The following is an 18643-nucleotide window of genomic DNA, read 5'->3' on the forward strand; positions in this document are numbered from 1 at the left end:
TACGGCGCGGGACGCGGAGGGGACCGGGCCTCCCCCGAAAACGGAACCGGAGCCTAACCGGCCGTGCCGGGTGGTCGTCCGGGATTGCCGGTTCGAGCCTGTGGGCGAACAGCCGGTGAGCAGCGGCAGGGCGTGTGCCGCGTCGGGGGCGTGGGCCAGGGGCAAGTGGGCGATGTCCGCGGGGAGTTCCATGCGGTCGCGGAGAATGGCGAGGACGGGCATACCGGCGGCGGCCGCGGAGCGGACGCCGTTCGGGGCGTCCACGGAGACGGTGCAGGTGGTCGTGCTGACCGGATCCGTGCCCGCGGCGGGCTCCACCATTGAGGGGCAGTTGCCGCCGGTCTGCACACCGGCGCACGTATGGCAGTTGGCCTTGTTCTCGTACGCCGGGCAGGAGGGCGCGCGTCGTCCGAAGCTCGCCCGTTCTTGATCCCTGCCGTTCGGGCCCGGTCGGTGATCCGTTACGCTGCGGGCCGTCGATCGCGAAGGAAGACATGTTCAAGCGAGTTGCAACGGCCGCGCTGACGGCGGCGGTTCTCATAGCCGGGCTCGGCGCGTGCGGCGGCGCCGACCAGGGCTCGGGCCATTCGGTCGGTGCCGGCCAGGGCAGCGGGAGCACCACGGGGCAGCACCGGCCGGACGCGTCCGCCACGGCCGACGCGCGTGTCTTCGGCCTCCTCGACGAGGTCCGTCACCGCGCCGTCATGACCACCCGGGCCACCCGGCCTCACATGACGAGGAAGTGCACCACGGCCACGCATCGGGTCAGGCACAGTTCGAGCAGCGGCTCGGGCAGCAAGCGGCGTACCCGCACCTGGTACTCCACCGAGCACGTGAGAACCTGCAAGCGGGTCCGGAGCGGAACCGAGACCTACACCCGCGTCGTCCGGCCGGAACAGTGGTGCGTCAGCCTGGATGACGTCGGCGGCCACACGAAGCAGGACAACGTCTGGTACCGGGTCAGCAGAACGACCTACAACACGGCCGTCGGCACGGACAAGCACGCGCGCATGGACTTCACCCCGACGCACAGCGGCTGTTGATCCGCGAGACTGCGGCCGGGTGGACGGACAGCGCCGGTTCGGAAGGGCGTCGGTAGCTCGCCGCAGCCGACGGCTCCGATACTCAGCCGGTGTGCAGGGTTCGAAAGCGGTCGAGGTCCGCGGGATCCCGGTCGACGACCTGGACCGGCGGCCAGGCCCACTGCCAGACGCCGATGTCCGGCACCCGGGAGAACCGGATCCGGCCGCGAGTCCCCTCGATGTCGGCACACGACCAGGACGCGGCGATACGCGCCCGGTCCGGGCCCACGGAGCGCAGGACGTCGGCGAGGACGGTGACCGTGTCGTAGCCCTCGAAGGCGACGAAGGAGGGCTCTCGGCCCAGCCGTTCACGCAAGGCCGTCCCGACGCGCGCACCCAGTGCGTTCAGGCGCTCCGGAAGGTAGCGGAGGAACGGGATGCCGGCGCCGTCCTCGCCGCACAGCGTGACCCACTCGGCCAACTCGGGCTGCCCGGCCGGCGCGCCGATCATGATCCCGGGCAGGCGCCGGTCGCGGCGGACCGTCCTGACGATCGACACCGCGGGCTCCGGATGCCCGACCAGGAGAAGGAGTGCCGTCGCGCGATGGGCGACCAGTTCGTCGCAGACGGCCTCGGGGGTCAGCGCGCGCATGTCGAGCTCGATGACGGAACCGCCGTGCGGGGCCAGGCGGTCGCGCAGGATGCCGGCCCCGGACGCCCAGTAGACACTCGGTTCGGCTGCCACGGCGATACGGCTGTGGCCCGCGCCGAGCAGGAAGTCCGCGTAGATCCTCCAGCCGTGGGACTGCGCCGGGGCGAGGCGCGCGACCCATTGCGTCGGCTGTTCGGTGAGCGTGTCGATGACTGCCGACGAGCAGAGGAACGGCACACCCAGGGCATCGGCCCTGGCGGCGGCGGCCCGGGCGACGACGCTGTGGTACTCCCCCGCCAAGGCGGCCACGCCCAGCGCCGCCAGTTCGTCCACAGCTGCCACGGCCTTGCGCGGATCGGCGGCGGTGTCCCGGACCACCAGCTCGAAGGGTGTGCCGGTGATCCCGCCGGACTCGTTGACTTCACGAACGGCCAGTTCGAGTCCGGCGAGCAGGTGCAGGCCCGCCTCGGCCCAGCCGGGCCGGGACAGCGGTACGAGAGCGCCGATCCGCACGGATGATCCGTCGGTCGGCGTCCCCGCTGAGGGCGAACCGGGCGGCGATGGCGGTGTGTTCATGCGGTGACGTCTCCCCTGTGCCGACCGTGTACTTCGCTGCATCGACGTCAGGCCGGCCCGGTGAAGGCGGCCGGCTGCGGAGCGGTCGGACACCGCCCCGCAGCCGTACCTGGGTCATTCCAGGAGACTACTTGCCCCCTCCTGACAGGTAGGTGACGGTGATCGGGGTACGCACGCTGCGGCGCGGGAGCGTGATCGTCAGCACCTTTGAGGTGTCGTCCCAGTGGTACGCCTGCGGGGACAGGTGCACGCCGGTCGCCGAGACCTCTGTAGGTGCGTGAGCCGCCATGAGCGCGATGGTCCACTGACGGGTCTTCACCTGACCGGCGAAGGAACCTCGCGCGGGACCGATCGACACCGTGTGGCGCTGCCCCTTCTGCCGGTACCGGATCGTCGTCGTGGCGCTCCGGTTCTTGAGCCGGCTGGTTCCGTTGTCCTCGTAGAGGCGGAAGGACCCCGGCCGGCCGGCGGCGATGGTGAGTGTGACGTCGGTCAGCGGGTTCCGGTCGTCGCCGGTCACGTCGTGTGTGCGGGTGGGCAGGATGCCGCCCGCCCTGACGAAGACCGGCATCGAGTCCAGGCCGGTGGTGACCTGCCGGGTGGTCCCGCCCGTGTAGGTCTCGCCGGTGAAGTAGTCGGTCCACTGGCCGGGCGGAAGCCATACCGTGGTGGTGGCGGAGGTGCCCGGCGTGGTGACGGGGGCGACGAGTACGTCGGAGCCGTAGAAGTACTCGCTGTCCGCTGCGGTGTACGCCTGCGGCTCGTCGGGATACTCCAGATAGGTGGGACGGACGATGGGCACGCCGGTGCGGTTCGCCTCCTCGGCGAGCGTGTAGGTGTAAGGCACCAGGTTCTCGCGGAGGTTGAGGAACTTGTCGGCCGACTGCCGTGCCGCGGACCCGTACTGCCAGGGCAGCCGGTCGCTGTGGTTGCTGTGCAGCCGGTCGATGGGCTGGAACGCGCCGAACTGGACCCAGCGGGCGTACAGGTCGTCGGGCAGTTTGCGCGTGGTACGGCTCTGGCCGCCGTCGGTGTACTTCTCCGAACCGGTCAGCCCTGTCGTGTCGTTGTGCCCGCCGATGTCATGGGTGATGGCCGCCATCCCGGTCGCGGCGGACTCCCCCGGGGTGTATCCGACCTCCAGCTTCAGCGCGCCCCAGGTCGATGAGGTGTCGCCGGTGAAGTGGACGGTACTGCGCTTGTCGGCCCACGGCCCGGTCGGCAGACCCTGCTGGCCGCTGTACCCGGCCGCCTGCAACGAGCCGTACGCACGGGAGAGGACGAATCCGCGGCTGTTGTTCGCGGAACCGGCGGTGGCGTACTGCTGGTTGATCCACGCGTCCGGTGTGACGCCCTGGAGCGAGGACTGCGACGCGTCGCAGCACCAGTCGAGCCACCAGAAGTCGTTGCCCTGCTGGTCCATGGTCCGGTGCAGATCCATGTACGCCTTGAGCTGGTCCGGGTCGCCGAAGTCGAAGGTGTAGCAGTTGTTCTCGACGGAGGCGCCCGAGGCGCAACCGCCCTTGGTCAGCTTTCCCTTGGCCGTGGCCTGGGCCTGGGCGAACTGGGGATCGGACGCGAGGATGCTGGGGTGCACGTTGAGCGTGTTGTGCAGCCCCTGCGCGGCCGACCAGTCGAAGAAGCCCTTGGGGTCGGGGAACTTCGCGGGATCCATCTCCCAACCGCTCCAGTCGTTCACGGCTTTGAAGTCGGTGTCGGTCACCAGGACGTCCAGCGGGGCGCCTTCGGAGCGGAAGGCCGGGAGGATGGTGTTCTCGTAGTCCGCCGCAGTGCGGTCGATGTACTCCGAGTACCAGACGCCGTAGGCCCATTGGGGCAGCAGCGCGGGCGGGCCGGTCAGTGTGGCGAGATCGGTGAGTCCCCGCTTGTAGTCGTGTCCGTAGCCGAAGACGTAGCCGTCCTGGTAGGGCGCGCCGCCGTGGCCGGGGCGAGGCGTCGCCTTCTGAGCCGTGGCGTCGTACACCGCCGACGAGGTGTCGTCGAGGAGGTACCAGCCGTCGCGGTTGAGCAGTCCGGGCGTGGTGGGGACGGAGCTCTCGTTGCCGGTCACGCCGTCGAGGCCTCGGCGGTATCCGCCGAGCGCGAGGTGCGGCGGGGGCGCGGCCGCATCGGGGGCGGCCACCGAGACGGTGTCCGCGTTGATGTGGCAGCTCGCCGCGTCGGGACAGCCGAGCGTGATGTCGTTCGCGCCGGCGGTCAGGGTCACGGGCACCGAGGCCGTCTGCCAGTCTTCCCAGTCCTTCGTCGTGGGCAGCGACAGGGTGCCGTTGGCGCCGGCCGAGGAGACGGTGGCGGTGCGCTGCTGGTGCAGGCCGTCGCCGCCGACGCCGTTGGCGTACCGCACCCGGAGCGTGTAGGCGCCGTCGCCTGGCACACCGGCCACATGCGTGGTCAGGCTCGATCCTTGGTGGAGGTCGCCGACGAAGCCGGTGCCGGCGTATCCCTTGTGATCGGTGGCGGCGATCGCCGTACCGCCGATGCGTCCGGCTTCCGCCTCGCAGCTCGCTCCGTACGCGCAGTCCATGATCGCGGTGCTGGACACGGACGGGTAGGTGTTCCCGGGCCGGACGAGCGCGACGCTGTCGACGTTGACGTCGCCGGAGTCCGAGGCGGTCCGGGTCAGGACGAGGGTGTGACGGCCCGCGTCGAGCCGGACGCTCGCCGAAGTGACGTTCCAGGTGTCCCAGTTCGCCGTGACCGGCAGGGACACCGTCTGCTGCGCGCCGCCGTCCGCGCTGAGCGTCAGCGTGCGGGTGCGGGTCTGGCCGTCGCCACCGCGGGAGTTGGCGTACCGCAGGTCGAACTGGTAGGTCCCGGCGGCTTTGACATCGATGTCAGCGGATGCCGAGCTGCCGATGCCCTCGAATCCCGCGGCGAATCCGCTGCCGGTGTGGCCGCCGTGGTCCGAGGCGACGGAAGGCCCGTCGAGACGCAGGCTCTCGGCCTCGCAGAGGGTGCCGAGCCCGCAGGTCAGACGCTGCCAGGGAGCGGCCGTCACGGGAGTGCCGCCCGCCGTGGCCCGCATGGAGAAGTTCTGCGCGTCGAAGGGGCCGGAGTCGACCTTGTAGCGCAGACTCATCGCGCTCGTTCTGATGGTCAGCCAGCCGTCCGAGGTCGTCGCGGTGTACGCGGCCGGCTCGAACCCTTCACGGCCTATGGCGTTGAACGTGGGGTCGTCGGTGAACTTCCCGTCGCCCGCGTATTCCGTACGGATCAGGGTGGGCGAGAGGATCTCGAAGCGGGCGTCCCCGGAGGCGACGGTCGGGACCGGCCGGGCCCGCGTACCGCCGGCTGACGGTAAGTCGGCACCTGTCAGTGTCATGGTGGCGGACACGGCGAGGACTGCGGCGACACTCGCCTGCCGTCGTACGAATCTCAGCCGCCCTCTCGCCGACGCCTTGGACGTGTTCGACGCCTTGGACGCCTTGGACACAGTCGTCATACGCAACATCCGTTCTGCTCTCAGCAGGGAGACTCGCCCCCTGTGCCGGTCGAGATCCGGAGTTGCCTTGCCGCTCGCGGGCAGTGTCCGGGCTGCGGCATCCTCCGGCGGTGCGGCGGTGCGGCGGTGCAGGATGAACCGGGCCTCGGCCCGCGCCCGAAGAGATCAACCCTGGGAATCAGAGCACGGCGACTCTGGCGGTGTCCATACGGCCGACCTCGGCGTTCCGCCGGGGTGTCCCGGCCCACCGCGCTGTGCCCGTGACCCCGGGATCATGGTGACCGCGACGAAAACACGGTGTTGGCATAAGCCCTGCCGTCAGGGCCTTCGCGTGTCCGTCGCGTCGGGCGAGCGCCGCGCGCGTGCCCAGACGAGCTGCTCCGCCGCGCTGTTCAGCAGCGTGTCGAGGACGACGGGGTAGGCACTGTGGGTCATCCGCCCCGCCAGGAGCCGAGCGGTCGCCGCGATGTGCGGGTGGGTGTCGGCGGGCAGTTCGGCGTACGTCGACTGCCACATCTCCTCGTCCGACGCGCGGGCCTCGTCCGTCAGCGCCAGCGAACCGGCGTCCAGCGCCGCGAAGGCCAGTGTGAGGTCGATGAACGCGTGGTAGACGACGACCGCGTCCGCGTCGGGGAAGCCCGCTCCGCGCAAGATGCCCAGGATCGTCTCGTCCACCGCGATCTCCCGCGGCCGGCCGGTGACCCGGCTCGCGGTCAGCACGGCGGCCTGGGGATGGGCGAGGTAGGAGGCGTGGATGGCCTGGCCGAGCGCCCGCAGGTCGGAACGCCACTCCCCGGTGGCGGTCCAGGTGTCAAGGGCCCGGCCCATCAGCTCCTCGCCGATGGCCCTGGTCAGGTCGTCCAGCCCGGTGAAGTACCGGTAGAGGGTGCTGGGATCGGCTCCGAGGGCGATGCCCAGTCTGCGTGCCTTGAGTCCCGTGCTGCCGTGCTCGCGCAGCATCCGCAACGCCGTCCGCACGATCAGTTTCTCGGACAGCACCGTGCCCTGCCGGGTCGGCCGGCGTCTGCGCCGTTCCGTCTCCGGCACCACCTGTTTCGCCATGCCGACCCTTCCCGCTCACCGCGCGCCGTCGGTCCTTATGCCAACATGATTGACCTTAACCGAGGACATCCCGTTGCATCTGTCCAGCCCGGAGGCGTTCGTCTCCGGCGACGAAAGGTGTGTGACATGCGAGTACTTCTCGTGGGCGCCGGCGGCGTGGGCACGGCCGTCACCCGGATCGCGGCCCGTCGCGACTTCCTGACCCACATGGTCGTCGCGGACTACGACCTCGCCCGCGCCGAGGCGGCCGTGGCGGCGCTCAAGGAGCACGGGGACCGGTTCAGCGCGCTGCGCCTGGACGCCACCGACGAGGACGCGGTACGCCGGGCACTCACCGAGGAGAGGTGCGACGCGCTTCTCAACGCGACCGATCCGCGGTTCGTGATGCCGCTGTTCAACGCGGCCCGCGCGGCGGGCACGCACTACCTCGACATGGCGATGTCCCTGTCCTCACCGCACGCCACCCACCCGCACGAGCAGTGCGGGGTCAAGCTCGGCGACGCCCAGTTCGAACAGGCGGAGTCCTGGGAGGGTTCCGGCCGGCTGGCCCTGGTCGGCATGGGGGTGGAGCCGGGCCTGTCGGACGTCTTCGCCCGGTACGCGGCCGACGAGCTCTTCGACGAGATCGAGGAGATCGGTGTCCGCGACGGCGCCGATCTGACGGTCGAAGGCTACGACTTCGCCCCCTCCTTCAGCATCTGGACGACCATCGAGGAGTGCCTCAATCCCCCCGTGGTCTACGAGAAGGACCGCGGCTGGTTCACCACCGCCCCCTTCAGCGAGCCGGAGGTGTTCGACTTCCCCGAGGGCATCGGTCCGGTGGAGTGCGTGAACGTGGAGCACGAGGAGGTCCTGCTCATCCCCCGCTGGGTCGACGCCCGCCGGGTGACGTTCAAGTACGGCCTCGGCGACGACTTCATCGCCAAGCTGAAGACCCTTCACGAGCTGGGCCTGGACTCCACCGAGAAGGTCACCGTCCCTTCGGCGAACGGACCGGTGGAGGTCTCCCCGCGCGATGTGGTCGCCGCCTGTCTGCCCGACCCGGCCACGCTGGGCGAACGCATGACCGGCAAGACCTGTGCGGGCACCTGGGTCAAGGGGACCAAGGACGGCTCGGCCCGCGAGGTCTACCTGTACCACGTGGTCGACAACCAGTGGTCGATGCGCGAGTACGGATCCCAGGCGGTGGTGTGGCAGACCGCCATCAACCCCGTCATCGCCCTCGAACTCATCGCGGGCGGAGCCTGGTCGGCCAGCGGCGTCCTCGGCCCGGAAGCCCTGCCGCCCCGCCCCTTCCTCGACCTGCTCAACGAGTACGGCTCGCCGTGGGGCCTGCGCGAGGAGGGCTGAGGCCTGGGCGGAGCTCACAGCACACGGCGAGAGCGTCGTGACCGGCGTGAGGTGCGGTATGAAGTGTGCTGTGCATGATCAGACACAACGCGCGACCGTACGCGTGTTCATCGCCCTCGCCCCGCCCGACCACGCGAAAGAGGAACTGGCCCGGGAGCTGCGCCCCGCCTACGGCACCCACCCTCACATGCGGTGGAACCGCATCGAGGACTGGCACATCACCCTCGCGTTCCTGGGGGAGCTGCCGGCCGGGACGGTTCCTCTCCTGCGGCGGCCGCTCGCCGACCTGGCGGCGGCCCGCCGGCCGCCGTCGCTGGCGCTGCGGGGCAGCGGCAACTTCGACGACCGTGTGCTGTGGAGCGGGATCGGCGGAGACCTCGACGAGCTGCACGCGCTCGCCGTGGAGGTGCGTACCACCGTCAAGCACTGCGGGGTCGTCTTCGAGGAGCGCCCCTTTCGCCCCCATCTGACGTTGGCACGTGCCCGCCGAGGAGACCATTCTTCAGCCGGTGAAATCGCCCAGGGGCTGGCCGGGTTCACCGGCCGCCACTGGCCTGCCGAACGTCTGCACCTGGTCGGCAGCAACTTCGGACGCAGCAGCGGACCGATCCACTACCGAGACATCGAGGCGTGGCCCCTGGGCGACGGGAACCCGGCCGGCTCCTGAGGCGCCGACCCGGCCGCCCCCGGCTCCCGGGCGCGGCCTCGGCGGTCCCGGGACCTGGCTACGCGGCCGCGTCCCGCACCGTCGTGTCGGAGGGCTGCGGGGTGCCGTCGTCCTTCATGGCCTTGGCCTCGCTCTTGAGGATGCGCATCGACTTGCCCAGCCCGCGGGCGGCTTCGGGCAGCTTCTTCGACCCGAACATCAGGATGATGACGATCGCCACGATCAGCAGGTGCCAGGGTTCCAGTCCGTTGCGGAGCATCTCGCCCGCCCCTCCTCTTCACCGGACAGCGGCACGGACCAAGAGCGGCGCACCATCTGCCTTCATTGCCATATTGCGCAACTGTACAACCTTGAGATCAGGCCGGCGGGTCACCCCTCCGTAGGCACTTCGAGGGCCTACGGAACCCCCTCGGAGTTCAGGGCGACGCCGCTCGGCCGCCTCACTCGTCGGAGTCCGGCTTGCTCCGCGCCGCCGCGTAGGCCTGCGCCGGAGTCATGGGGACTCCGTTGAGGCTGACGGTCCTGTACGGGCTGACCTTGGCACACGTCTTGGCCTCGTCGGCGGTGGAGGCGTGGGCATCGGCGACCGCGGCCTTGCTGTCGGCCGACGCGGACGACGACGATCCGCCGGGGAACGCGCTCCCGCCGGGCCAGTCGCTGCCGACCACCAGGACCAGACCCGGCGCGGCGCCCTGCTTCAGATGCGAGGCGGGCAGCCCCAGGGCCTTGGCGGCCGTCTGGGCCGCGCCCTTCTCCCCGGTGCCGTAGGTGAGGGTCGTGGTGGTGGCCGAACTGGGTGCGTTGGCCGTGGCCGTCCTCGGGCTGAAGCCCTTCGCGGTGAGCGCGGTGGCGACGGCCGAGGCACGGCCGGTGATCCCGGTGCCGTTCTCCACCGTCACGGCGACCTCGGAGGCGGGTACGGCCGCGGCGGTGGCCTTCTTGGTCGCGGAGGCCGCCGCGGACTTCTTGCCCGATCCGGTCGTCAGCGACTTGTCGTCGGCGATCGTCGCGAACAGGCTCTTCGCGCCCGCTCCCACCACCACCCGGTTGCTGTCGGCCGGGTCGGGTGCCGTCTGCATCGTCGTGAAGGTCATCCGCTTGGTCGGGACCTTGTCGAGATCGGACGCGAGCCCGATCAGCTTCTTCACGGTGCCCAGGCCCTCGTCCACGGTCAGCGCCTTGGTGGCGGCGTCCGCGAGGTTGTACACGGCGCTGGGGTCGGTGAGTGTGCCCGCGCTCTTGAACTTGCGGATCATCGCGCTGAGGAAGATGTGCTGGGAGACGGTGCGGCCCAGGTCGCTGCCGTCGCCGAAGCCGTGCCGGGAACGGACGAACTCCAGCGCCGCGACACCCTTGAGGGTGTGACCGCCCTTGGACAGCTTCAGGTGCGAGTAGGTGTCGTACACGTTGTTGTTGACGCACACGGAGACACCGCCGACCGCGTCGGACATCTTGACCACACCGGAGAAGTCGAGTTTGACGAAGTGGCTGATCGGGATGCCGGTGAGCTGGTGGACCGTGGCCACCTGACAGGCCGGGCCGTACTGGAGCGCGCTGTTGATCTGGCCGTAGTAGCCGGCCGTCGACTGTCCGGTCTCGCCGTCCTTGCAGGCCGGGACGTGGGTCATCGTGTCACGCGGGATGCTCATCACCGTGGCGTTGGAGCGGTCGGCCGACACGTGCACCACCATCTGCACGTCGGCGTTGCTGCCGGTCTGCACCCCGGTCCTGGAGCAGCCGCCGCCGAGCTTGCAGTCCGCCTTGCTCGTCCGGCCGTCCGAGCCCATCACCAGGATGTCGATCGGGGTGCGGCCGAAGGCGTCCGCCTTCTCCGTGCCGCCCTTGCCGTCCAGCGGGACGCTGTCGATGTTGCCGTTCAGGTGCTCGTAGAACCACCAGCCGACACCCGCGGTGCCGAGGACCAGGAGCGCGAGACATATCCCGGCGATCCTCAGGGCCCGCCTGCCCCGGCCCGCCCGGCGCGCCCGCCTGCCGCCGTGCGAGCGGGCGGCCGCTCTGGACCCGGACCGGCCGCCCGGAAGGCGGGTCGCGTCGGCGTCCGACGCGCGTTGACCGGGAACCCGGGACGTTCGGCTCCGTGTGGCCTGACCACCCGAGCCGTCCCGCGGGTCGCTCATCTCCCACTCCCCTGAACAGTCGGGCCCGTGAACCCCGGTCCCTCAGTTACGGCCGGGGATGTAGTGCGTCGTACGGGCGGATGAAGCGGGCGTCTACTTGAGTTGCGTAATTGCGCAATCTAACAAAGCGATGACCCGAGCAGCAGGGATCCCTTCTCAATACTCGGGTGAGGCATCTCATGTCACCGGTGGGACACGTGGTGAACCGTCTCCTGAAGCGAGACGTAGGTCAGGGCCCTTGGGTTCCGCGGACGGCCGTACGGGGCCCTCTCACACCCTGCTCACACCTCGGCCGAACCGGGTCCTCGCCGCCACGAGCCCCGTGGCGTAGAGCAGCAGGACCCCGCCGAGCAGCGGGTAGTAGACGGCCGGAAGCGCCGTCAGGCCGAGCATCGGCCCCAGCGGTGAGGCGGGGAGCACCAGACCCACGGCGCTCAGGGTGATCGCGGCCCACGCCACGGGGCTCGGCCTGCGGGATCTGGCGGCACGGCGGCCGACGCTCAGCATCACCATCACCGCGGCCTGCGTGAGCAGGTTCTCGGTGAACCAGCCGGAGTGGAACACCGCCTCGTCGTCCCCCGTCCCGGGTCCGTGCAGTGCGAGCGCGAGGATGCCGAAGGTGGCGAGGTCGGCGACGGCGTTGAGCACCCCGAACCCGGTGATGAAGCGCAGGAGACCGCGTGGGTCGAGCACGGTGGGCCGGTCGAGCACGCGGGGGTGGGGGCGGTCGTGGGCGAAGGCGAGCTGGGCCGCGTCGAAGCACAGGTTCTGCGTCAGGACCTGGGCCGGGAGCATCGGCAGGAAGGGCAGCAGGAGACCGGCGAAGAGCATCGCGAGGACATTGCCGAGGTTGGACGACAGCGTGATGCGCAGATACGTGGCGATGTTGCCGCCCGCGTGCCTGCCCGCGTCGACGGCGTGGGCCACGGCCGTGAGGTCCTTCTCGGCGAGCACCACGTCGGCGGCGTCACGGGCGACGTCGGCGGCGTCGCGCGGGGCGATGCCGACATCGGCGGCGCGCAGGGCGGGCAGGTCGTTGACGCCGTCGCCGAGGAAGCCGACCGTGTGCCCGGCGCGCCGCAGGGCCTCGGTGACGCGGGCCTTGTGTTCCGGGGCGCAGCGCGCGAAGAGCGTCGTACGGCCGACGGCTTCGGCGAGTTCGGTGTCGGTGAGACCGTCGACGTCCTCGGCGGTGAGCACGGTGTCCTCGGCGACGGGGACGCCCAGGTCCCGGCACACGCGGACCGCCGTCCCCGGATGGTCGCCCGTGAGGACCTTGACGGCGACACCCCGGTCGGTGAGGACCTTGAGGGCGTCGGCGGCGGTGGGATCGAGCGCGTCCCGCAGGGTGATCACGCCCCGGAAGGTGAGGCCGCGCGCGTCGGAGGGTGTGTAGTCGCGTCCCCGGGCGGAACGTTCCGCCGTGGCGACCGCCAGGACCCGCGCACCGGTGTCGGCCTGCCGGGCGGCGAGGGCGAGCAGCCGTTGCCTCTCGTCGTCCGTGAGTGCGCAGCGTTCCAGGACAGAGGGGACGTCGCCTTTGACGGCCAGGGTGTGCGTGCCGAGCCGGCCGGGGGTCCTGACCACCACGGTGGCGAGACGGCGGTCCGGTGCGAAGGGGACGGCGGCGACACCGTCGTACGCGGTGAGCTCGTCCTCGTCGACCGCGTCGAGGATCGACTCGTCGAGGGCGTCGGGCTGGGGCAGGTCGCCGAGCTGGAGGGACCACCACGCGTTCACGGCGGCCCAGTGCAGGACCTCGGGGTCGTCCCGGCCGTCCGGACCGAGGGCACGTTCGGCGACCGGGCTGTCCTTCGTGAGGGTGCCGGTCTTGTCCAGGCACAGCACGTCGATCGCGCCGACATCGTGCAGGGCGGGCAAGCGTCTGACGATGACGCCGTGGGCGCGGGCCAGCAGAGCGGCCCCGCGGGCCAGGCAGAGGGTGACGAGGACCGGCAGCATCTCCGGGGTCAGCCCGACCGCTACCGCCACCGCGAACGGCAGTGTCTCCAGACCGCGTCCGCGCAGCGCCGCGTTCGCCATCAGGACCAGCGGCGGGGTCAGCAGCATGAACCGGATGAGGATCCAGGAGATGCCGTGGACCGAACGGTCGAAGGCACTCTCCCGAGGCGGGAGCGCCCTCCGGTCGTGGGCCTGGGCGAACCGGGTGTGCGCGCCGGTCGCGGTGACGACCGCGGTGGCGCCGCCGGAGACGACGCTGCTGCCCTGGAAGCACAGCTGCGGCCGCTCGAACTCCCCCGTTCCCGGCATCGCTCGAGCGGACGGACCCCCTTCGCCGCGGGCCGGGTGAGCCAGGTCGTCGGCGGTCTTGGCGACGGGTTCGGACTCTCCGGTCAGCGCGGCCTGATGCACGGTCAGGCCGGTGGCGCGCAGCAGTCGCACATCCGCCGGCACGATGTCGCCGGGGCCCAGCCGGATCACGTCGCCGGGTACGAGCTCGGCCACGGGTATCTCGCGGGCCGCCGGGGCGGCCTCCTCGTCCGCTCTGCGCAGCACGGTGGCGGTGGTGGCGACGAGTTCCCGCAGCGCGGCCGTGGACCGGTCGGCCCGGTACTCCCCCGAGGCGCGCAGCGCGCAGCTCACCAGGACGAGCAGGAGGATCACCGAGGCGGTACCCCAGGCGAAGACGGCTGCCGAGACCAGACCGAGGCAGCCCAGCACCGCGGTGAAGGGGTCCCGCAGGCCGCGTACGAACAGTCGCGCCCAGGACACCTCGCGCTGGGCGGGACCTCTGTTCTCGCCCAGCCGGGCCGCGCGCTCCTCGGCCTGTGACTCGGTCAGGCCGCGCGGGCCGCTGTCGAGTCCGCGCAGCACCTCGAGCACGGTGGGCGTGGTTCGTTCCTTCGAGACCTCGTCGAGGTGTGCGGCCGCGGCCGACGGACCGGGCGTCCCGTTGGCCTGCCTCCAGGCCGCGGTGGCCTCAGCCACCGGTCCGGTGCATTTCGCGCACGGGCGCGAGGGCGGGGTGCGAGCGTGCGGTGAGCTGCCCGACCATCACCCGCACCACGGTGACGATGTCGGGGTCGTCGACGTAGTAGACCTGCCGTCGGCCCTCACGGCGGGAGCGCACGAGTCCAGCGAGCTTGAGTTTGGCCAGATGCTGACTGACCGCCGGGAGCGCGCCGCCGACGCGGTCGGCGAGATGTGTGACGTCGCATTCGCCCTGCGACAGTGCCCACATGAGGTGCAGCCGGGCCGAGGACGCGAGCAGCCCGAACGCGGCCGCGGCTTCGGCGAGAACCTCGGCGGACGGATCCTCGAAACCACCGGCGTTCCCGGTCACAGCCTTCTCCCGCCCACTTCACAGCTCACTCTTGCGCCGCACCAGTCTAGTGCCGCGGCAGGCACCCGGGGCCCGCCCGCCCGGCCGTCGGCCCGCCCGGGAGGGTACGTCGGTCCGAGCCGTCGGCGTCCGGGCCGGCACGGCGTCACCGGGATTCGGGCGAGCGCTGCGATGCCCGCCAGCGCGGGACCTCGTCGTCGGGGACGTCCGGGGAGGGGAAGTGGAACGGCACCTCGAGGAGGTCCGCCAGCGCCCGGCCCGCCTCCGCGGCAGCGGTGCCCGGCCGGGGCCCGCGGGGGCGTTGGTGAACGATCGCCAGGTGCCCCTCCCCGTCCGGGTCGTCCATCACCGCGACGAGGACCACGAACCAGTCGTGCACGGTGTCGCCGTCCCACAGCGCCTCGACGGCGGCGACCCGGCCCGGGAAGGCCGCGGCACGGGCCGCCAGTGAGGAGACGTCGAGGGCGTCGGGCGGTCGGTGCCGTACGCGGTCGGCGAGGGCCTCGTAGCGCGCGTGCACCACCAGTTGCGCCTCGCTCAGACTCGGCCCCTGCGGACGCAGCGCCTCCCACACGGCCTTGACCGCCGTCATCCGGCGATCGCGCAGGACGTTCGCGTCGACCTCCTGACGGGTCCGCTCGTCCAAGCGGCCCCACCAACCGCTCATCGAGGCTCCGGGCTGGATTCGGCGGCATCCGTCATGGGCCGACCGTACGACAGGACGCCGCGGAGGGTCACCTCCGTTTGACTGCTGCCCGGACCCACTCATTGGCCGGACGGGCGGAAGCGGACGGGCCGACCGGGAGCCGACAGGCCGGCCGGGGCGGATGTCCTGGCCGGTCCCGGACATCCTGGCGGACCACCTCCGCTTCCCGAGGTCACCGGCGGCCGGGAATCGTCAGAGACCGTCCAGGCCGGCCAGCAACTGCGGCCATACGGCCGCGAATCCGGGGTGCAGGCGCAACGAGTCGAGCTCGACGGGAGCGCACCACCGATGTGCGGCGCCTTCGCCGTCGCCACGACGCGGGGAGAACGGCCCGGTGATCTCCGCGACGACGGTGTGGTAGGCCCAACCACCGTGATCGTCCACGAAGGTGTGGATCCGGCGGAGTGCCGGAACGCCGCCCATTTCCTCCGCGAACTCCCTGCGGGCCCCGTCCCACGGACTTTCACCGGCATGGAGCGCGCCGCCGGGAATGCTCCAGGTGCGACCGTGATGGACCCGCCATGAGCGTCGTTGGAGCAGGAACCGGCCGTCCCGCCGCAGGAGCAGTCCCGCCGCGCCGTGGGGTCCCCAATGACGGCACCCACGCCGGTCCTTGACGTATCCGCGGCCACTGTCGGCCATGCCGCCTCCCTTGTGTCGTACCGGCCTTCGAGCCGTTCATTCTCGACGGGCCGACGACCTCGCCCGTCACGGACCCGGTCGCCCACGACGAGGACGACCTCCGCAAATCGGCGTTTATCTCGCACAACGCAGGAAACCCGGCAGGAGAAGAGGACGCCCGCAGGCGACGTCCCGCCACCGGAGGACGCCATGATCATCCTCGGAGTCATCCTGCTAGTCATCGGCCTCGTCGCCGGCATCGGAATCCTCTGGACCATCGGGATCATTCTGGTGGCGATCGGCGTGGTGCTGTGGATCCTGGGAGCGGTCGGCCGGGAGGTCGGCGGGCGACGGCACTACTACTGAGTCGCGACCACTGGATGTCGCGACCGGCGGCTCGGCGAGCTACGCGGGGCCCGGCGGCTGCCGGGCCCCGTCGCGGCGGGTCGAGCCTCGGGCCCGGTCCGCCGGGCCCCGGGCGTGGCCGGGTGCTGCCGGAGCACGGACGAGGCCCGACCCACCCCGTCCTCCGGTACGGACGCGTTCCTGGAATGATCAGGTGGCATGACACCAAGGGCTTCCAGTGACCTCGCGGCGACGGAACGGGTAGGGAGCGCGGGGCTGTTGGAGGGGCTGTTCCAGGAGGAGTACAAGATCGACTGCCCGAAGTGGGGTTCGGCGGCGTTCATCGCCTTCGGTGAGTACGGCACCTTCGCCTCGGCCGGCGACCACGTGACGGCGGACCCGGCGAGGACAGCGATGCTGCCCGCCCTCTCCCCCTTGCCCGCGCGCCCGGGGAGCGGCACATGAGCGATGTGAGTGACCGGCCCGCGCGGATCGAAGCCGTGGACTGGGCGGCCCTCGGACACGCCTACGGGACCGCCGAGGATGTGCCCGCCATGCTGCGGAACCTCTGGCGGCCGGACAAGGCCGCCGGCGCCGCCGACGATCTGCTGACGCACATCCATCACCAGGGCGGTGGGGTCTATTCATCGGCGCCCGCCGCTCTGTCCCACGTCGTCGCGGCCGCCGCGGACCCGGCCGTCGCCGCAGAGGTTCGCGGTGAACTCCTCCACCTCGTAAGGGCCTTGGCGCACGCGGGAAACACCGCACGACCCCGCTTCGTCACCTCCGGCTGGCCCGGCGCGTGGGACCTGGCGGTCACGGCCCTGCTGCCGCTGCTCGACGACCCCGAACCGAAGCACCGGACTGCCGTCGCGGGCTGCCTCGCCGAGGCCCGTCGCCGGGCCGACGAGGTGATCGCCGCGCTGCGCGCACGTTGGAACGTCGAGTCCGAACCAGAGACACAGCTCCAACTCATCGCTTCGGTAGGCTCGTTGGCCGTCCACGCCGTTGCACAGCGGGACGCCTCCGTCGACTGGCTGCGGGCACTCATGGACGGCGCCGAACCCGCCGTAAGGCTGGCGGCCGTGCAGGCCCTGCGCCGCACGCTCCCAGGGCAGGACGACAGCGACTGCGGACGGGTCGTCTCCGACGTGCTGTCCGGCAGCGAACCGGCCACCTGGCGGCCGAGTGCCACGACCACCACGACGGTCGTCTGGGCGGTCGGCCTGCTGGGAGACGACCGGACCGGCCTGGCCGACGCAACACGCGAACTGCTCGAACACCGGGACCCCGCGGTACGCGCGGGTGCGCTGCGCGTGGCCGCCCAGGCACTCGGACGCCGGCGTTCGGCCGTCGTCGAACTCCTGCCGTCCGTGTCCCGTTCGCTGTCCGACCCCGAACCCGACAACCGGCTCTTCGCCGCCCGGATCCTCGGCATGTGCGGGCCCGCGGCGCACCGTTGGTCGGACGCGCTCTCGTCCATGGTCACGGAAGCGGGAGAACCGCATCCGCCCACCCGGTCCCACGCGATCTGGGCACTGTCGCGACTCGGCGACGTACGGTGCGTCCCGCCCCTGGCACAACGCCTGGCGGACGGGCGCCCCGGGTTCGCGTACCACTCGACCCACGCCGACGGCTGGTGGACGTACGAGCTGAGTCTGACCGAGGTCGCCGCCGGCCTCGGCCCTCACGCCGACGTGCTGCTGCCTCCGCTGCGGGCTCGGCTCGCCGCCGCCTCGGGCCTCGACGAACGCCGTGCGCTCTGCCAGTTGCTGACCTCGTGGGGCGAGGCGGCCGCCCCGGCGATCCCGGAACTGCTCGCACTCCTGGAAACCGAGGCGGTGGTGTGGGCGCTGGACGCCCTCGCCGCGATCGGGCCGGCCGCGGCAAAGGCCGTACCCCACCGGCGACTGCGCGCCCTCCTGCGCACCCCGCCCGCAAGCCGGCCGTTCGCCACCCACAGCCTGGCACTAGCCTACGGACGGCTGACCGGTGACCGGGAGCCCGCGCTGAAGCTGCTTCTTCCCCGGCTGGGCGAGCCGTACGGTCACGAGAACGCCGCCACGCTGCTGGCGGAAATGGGTCCGGCGGCAGCCCCGTACGCCGCGCGGCTGCGTGAACTCCTCCCCCGTCACACACAGGGCTGGCTGCCGCTGCGCGTCGGGGAGGCACTGTGGCGGATCACCGGAAGGACCGACGAGGTGGTCCCGGCCCTCGTGAGGGCGATCACCCCGTTCGCCGAACGGGGAGGCGCCGGTCCGGCGGTCATCGAGACGGTGAGGCTGCTGGCGGAGATCGGCCCGGACGCCGCACCCGCGCGGCCCGTTCTGAAGGCGTTCCTCGACGCCGACGAACGGCCCGTCACGCACGGCACCTGGCGCTCCGTCCCGGAGGACGACGCGCTGAGTGCCGCCGCACGGGCCGCGCTGCTCGCCGCCTCCGCACCTGGTGGTTGCGCCTGACGGCACGCTCTCGTCGCCATCGGCGGCCGGGCAGCTGTGAAGGAGCAGGTTCGGACCGCCGGGCCGCGAAGAGGCGACGACCCGCTGCGGACAGCAAGAAACCCTGCCCCGCAATGCGGGACAGGGTTTCGACAGAGCGCCGGGCAGGCCTTGCACCTGCATTTCCCCGCAGGAAGCGGGACGTCTTTCCTTGGACCACCAACGCATCACCAACCGGAACGACTTCCTCCGACCAGCTCTGAGTGAATAGTAGCGCACAGGTGTACGGGCGATGC

At 71.3% G+C, this 18643-nt stretch carries 16 protein-coding genes; 7 read left to right on the forward strand and 9 right to left on the reverse strand.

Translation table 11 applies throughout. The features are described from left to right. Positions 1 to 190 precede the first annotated feature (190 nt). Both ABZV42_RS03645 and ABZV42_RS03650 read left to right on the forward strand, forming a co-directional pair. Entirely contained in the window at positions 191 to 430 is a 240-nt protein-coding gene (locus tag ABZV42_RS03645) for a hypothetical protein (protein ID WP_356050812.1), read from the forward strand. Between the two features lie 64 nt (positions 431 to 494). Then, positions 495 to 1043 (forward strand): hypothetical protein, encoded by a 549-nt coding sequence (locus tag ABZV42_RS03650; RefSeq protein WP_356050813.1) that lies wholly within the window; start codon positions 495 to 497, stop codon positions 1041 to 1043. Positions 1044 to 1125: 82 nt separating this feature from the next. On the opposite strand, the gene ABZV42_RS03655 is transcribed toward ABZV42_RS03650, so the two are convergent. The 3 genes from ABZV42_RS03655 to ABZV42_RS03665 form a co-directional block, all read right to left on the reverse strand. Then, complete coding sequence (locus ABZV42_RS03655; RefSeq protein WP_355979550.1) at positions 1126 to 2250, reverse strand: ABC transporter substrate-binding protein; 1125 nt, start codon at positions 2248 to 2250, stop codon at positions 1126 to 1128. A gap of 127 nt (positions 2251 to 2377) precedes the next feature. Further along, complete coding sequence (locus ABZV42_RS03660) at positions 2378 to 5593, reverse strand: TIM-barrel domain-containing protein (protein ID WP_356050910.1); 3216 nt, start codon at positions 5591 to 5593, stop codon at positions 2378 to 2380. A 438-nt stretch (positions 5594 to 6031) separates the two neighbouring features. Then, positions 6032 to 6775 carry a TetR/AcrR family transcriptional regulator C-terminal domain-containing protein gene (locus tag ABZV42_RS03665; protein ID WP_356050814.1) on the reverse strand — a complete coding sequence of 248 codons (744 nt, stop codon included), beginning with the start codon at positions 6773 to 6775 and terminating at the stop codon, positions 6032 to 6034. A gap of 126 nt (positions 6776 to 6901) precedes the next feature. Between ABZV42_RS03665 and ABZV42_RS03670 the strand changes: the two genes are divergently transcribed. Beyond that, positions 6902 to 8125, forward strand: a complete 1224-nt coding sequence (locus tag ABZV42_RS03670) for a saccharopine dehydrogenase C-terminal domain-containing protein (RefSeq protein WP_356050815.1) — start codon at positions 6902 to 6904, stop codon at positions 8123 to 8125. 70 nt (positions 8126 to 8195) lie between these two features. After that, entirely contained in the window at positions 8196 to 8792 is a 597-nt protein-coding gene (thpR, locus tag ABZV42_RS03675) for an RNA 2',3'-cyclic phosphodiesterase (protein ID WP_355979559.1), read from the forward strand. 58 nt (positions 8793 to 8850) lie between these two features. Here thpR and tatA read toward each other — a convergent pair whose 3' ends face one another. The 6 genes from tatA to ABZV42_RS03705 all read right to left on the reverse strand — a co-directional run bounded on the left by tatA (position 8851) and on the right by ABZV42_RS03705 (position 15582). Beyond that, a complete protein-coding gene (gene tatA, locus ABZV42_RS03680) occupies positions 8851 to 9051 on the reverse strand; it encodes a Sec-independent protein translocase subunit TatA (protein ID WP_355979561.1) in 201 nt (66 codons plus the stop codon). Positions 9052 to 9232: 181 nt separating this feature from the next. Next, positions 9233 to 10930: an LCP family protein gene (locus ABZV42_RS03685; RefSeq protein ID WP_356050816.1), complete on the reverse strand. Its 1698-nt coding sequence runs from the start codon at positions 10928 to 10930 to the stop codon at positions 9233 to 9235. 270 nt (positions 10931 to 11200) lie between these two features. Beyond that, positions 11201 to 13879, reverse strand: coding sequence for a magnesium-translocating P-type ATPase (mgtA, locus tag ABZV42_RS03690; RefSeq protein WP_356050817.1), 2679 nt, complete (start codon positions 13877 to 13879; stop codon positions 11201 to 11203). Continuing rightward, positions 13872 to 14234, reverse strand: coding sequence for a metalloregulator ArsR/SmtB family transcription factor (locus ABZV42_RS03695; RefSeq protein ID WP_356050818.1), 363 nt, complete (start codon positions 14232 to 14234; stop codon positions 13872 to 13874). Before ABZV42_RS03695 ends, mgtA begins: the two co-directional genes overlap by 8 nt. 145 nt (positions 14235 to 14379) lie before the next feature. After that, entirely contained in the window at positions 14380 to 14901 is a 522-nt protein-coding gene (locus tag ABZV42_RS03700; protein ID WP_356050819.1) for a hypothetical protein, read from the reverse strand. Between the two features lie 231 nt (positions 14902 to 15132). Next, positions 15133 to 15582 (reverse strand): NUDIX hydrolase, encoded by a 450-nt coding sequence (locus ABZV42_RS03705; RefSeq protein ID WP_356050821.1) that lies wholly within the window; start codon positions 15580 to 15582, stop codon positions 15133 to 15135. Between the two features lie 189 nt (positions 15583 to 15771). On the opposite strand from ABZV42_RS03705, the gene ABZV42_RS03710 reads away from it, so the two are divergent. From ABZV42_RS03710 to ABZV42_RS03720, 3 genes are all read left to right on the forward strand, one after another. Next, positions 15772 to 15927, forward strand: coding sequence for a DUF6131 family protein (locus ABZV42_RS03710; protein ID WP_167455657.1), 156 nt, complete (start codon positions 15772 to 15774; stop codon positions 15925 to 15927). Positions 15928 to 16125: 198 nt separating this feature from the next. Further along, a complete protein-coding gene (locus ABZV42_RS03715; RefSeq protein ID WP_356050822.1) occupies positions 16126 to 16371 on the forward strand; it encodes a hypothetical protein in 246 nt (81 codons plus the stop codon). Further along, entirely contained in the window at positions 16368 to 18368 is a 2001-nt protein-coding gene (locus tag ABZV42_RS03720) for a HEAT repeat domain-containing protein (protein WP_356050823.1), read from the forward strand. Before ABZV42_RS03715 ends, ABZV42_RS03720 begins: the two co-directional genes overlap by 4 nt. Positions 18369 to 18643 lie beyond the last annotated feature (275 nt).

This window comes from Streptomyces sp. NPDC005281 (genome assembly GCF_040607495.1).
Lineage (GTDB): Bacteria > Actinomycetota > Actinomycetes > Streptomycetales > Streptomycetaceae > Streptomyces.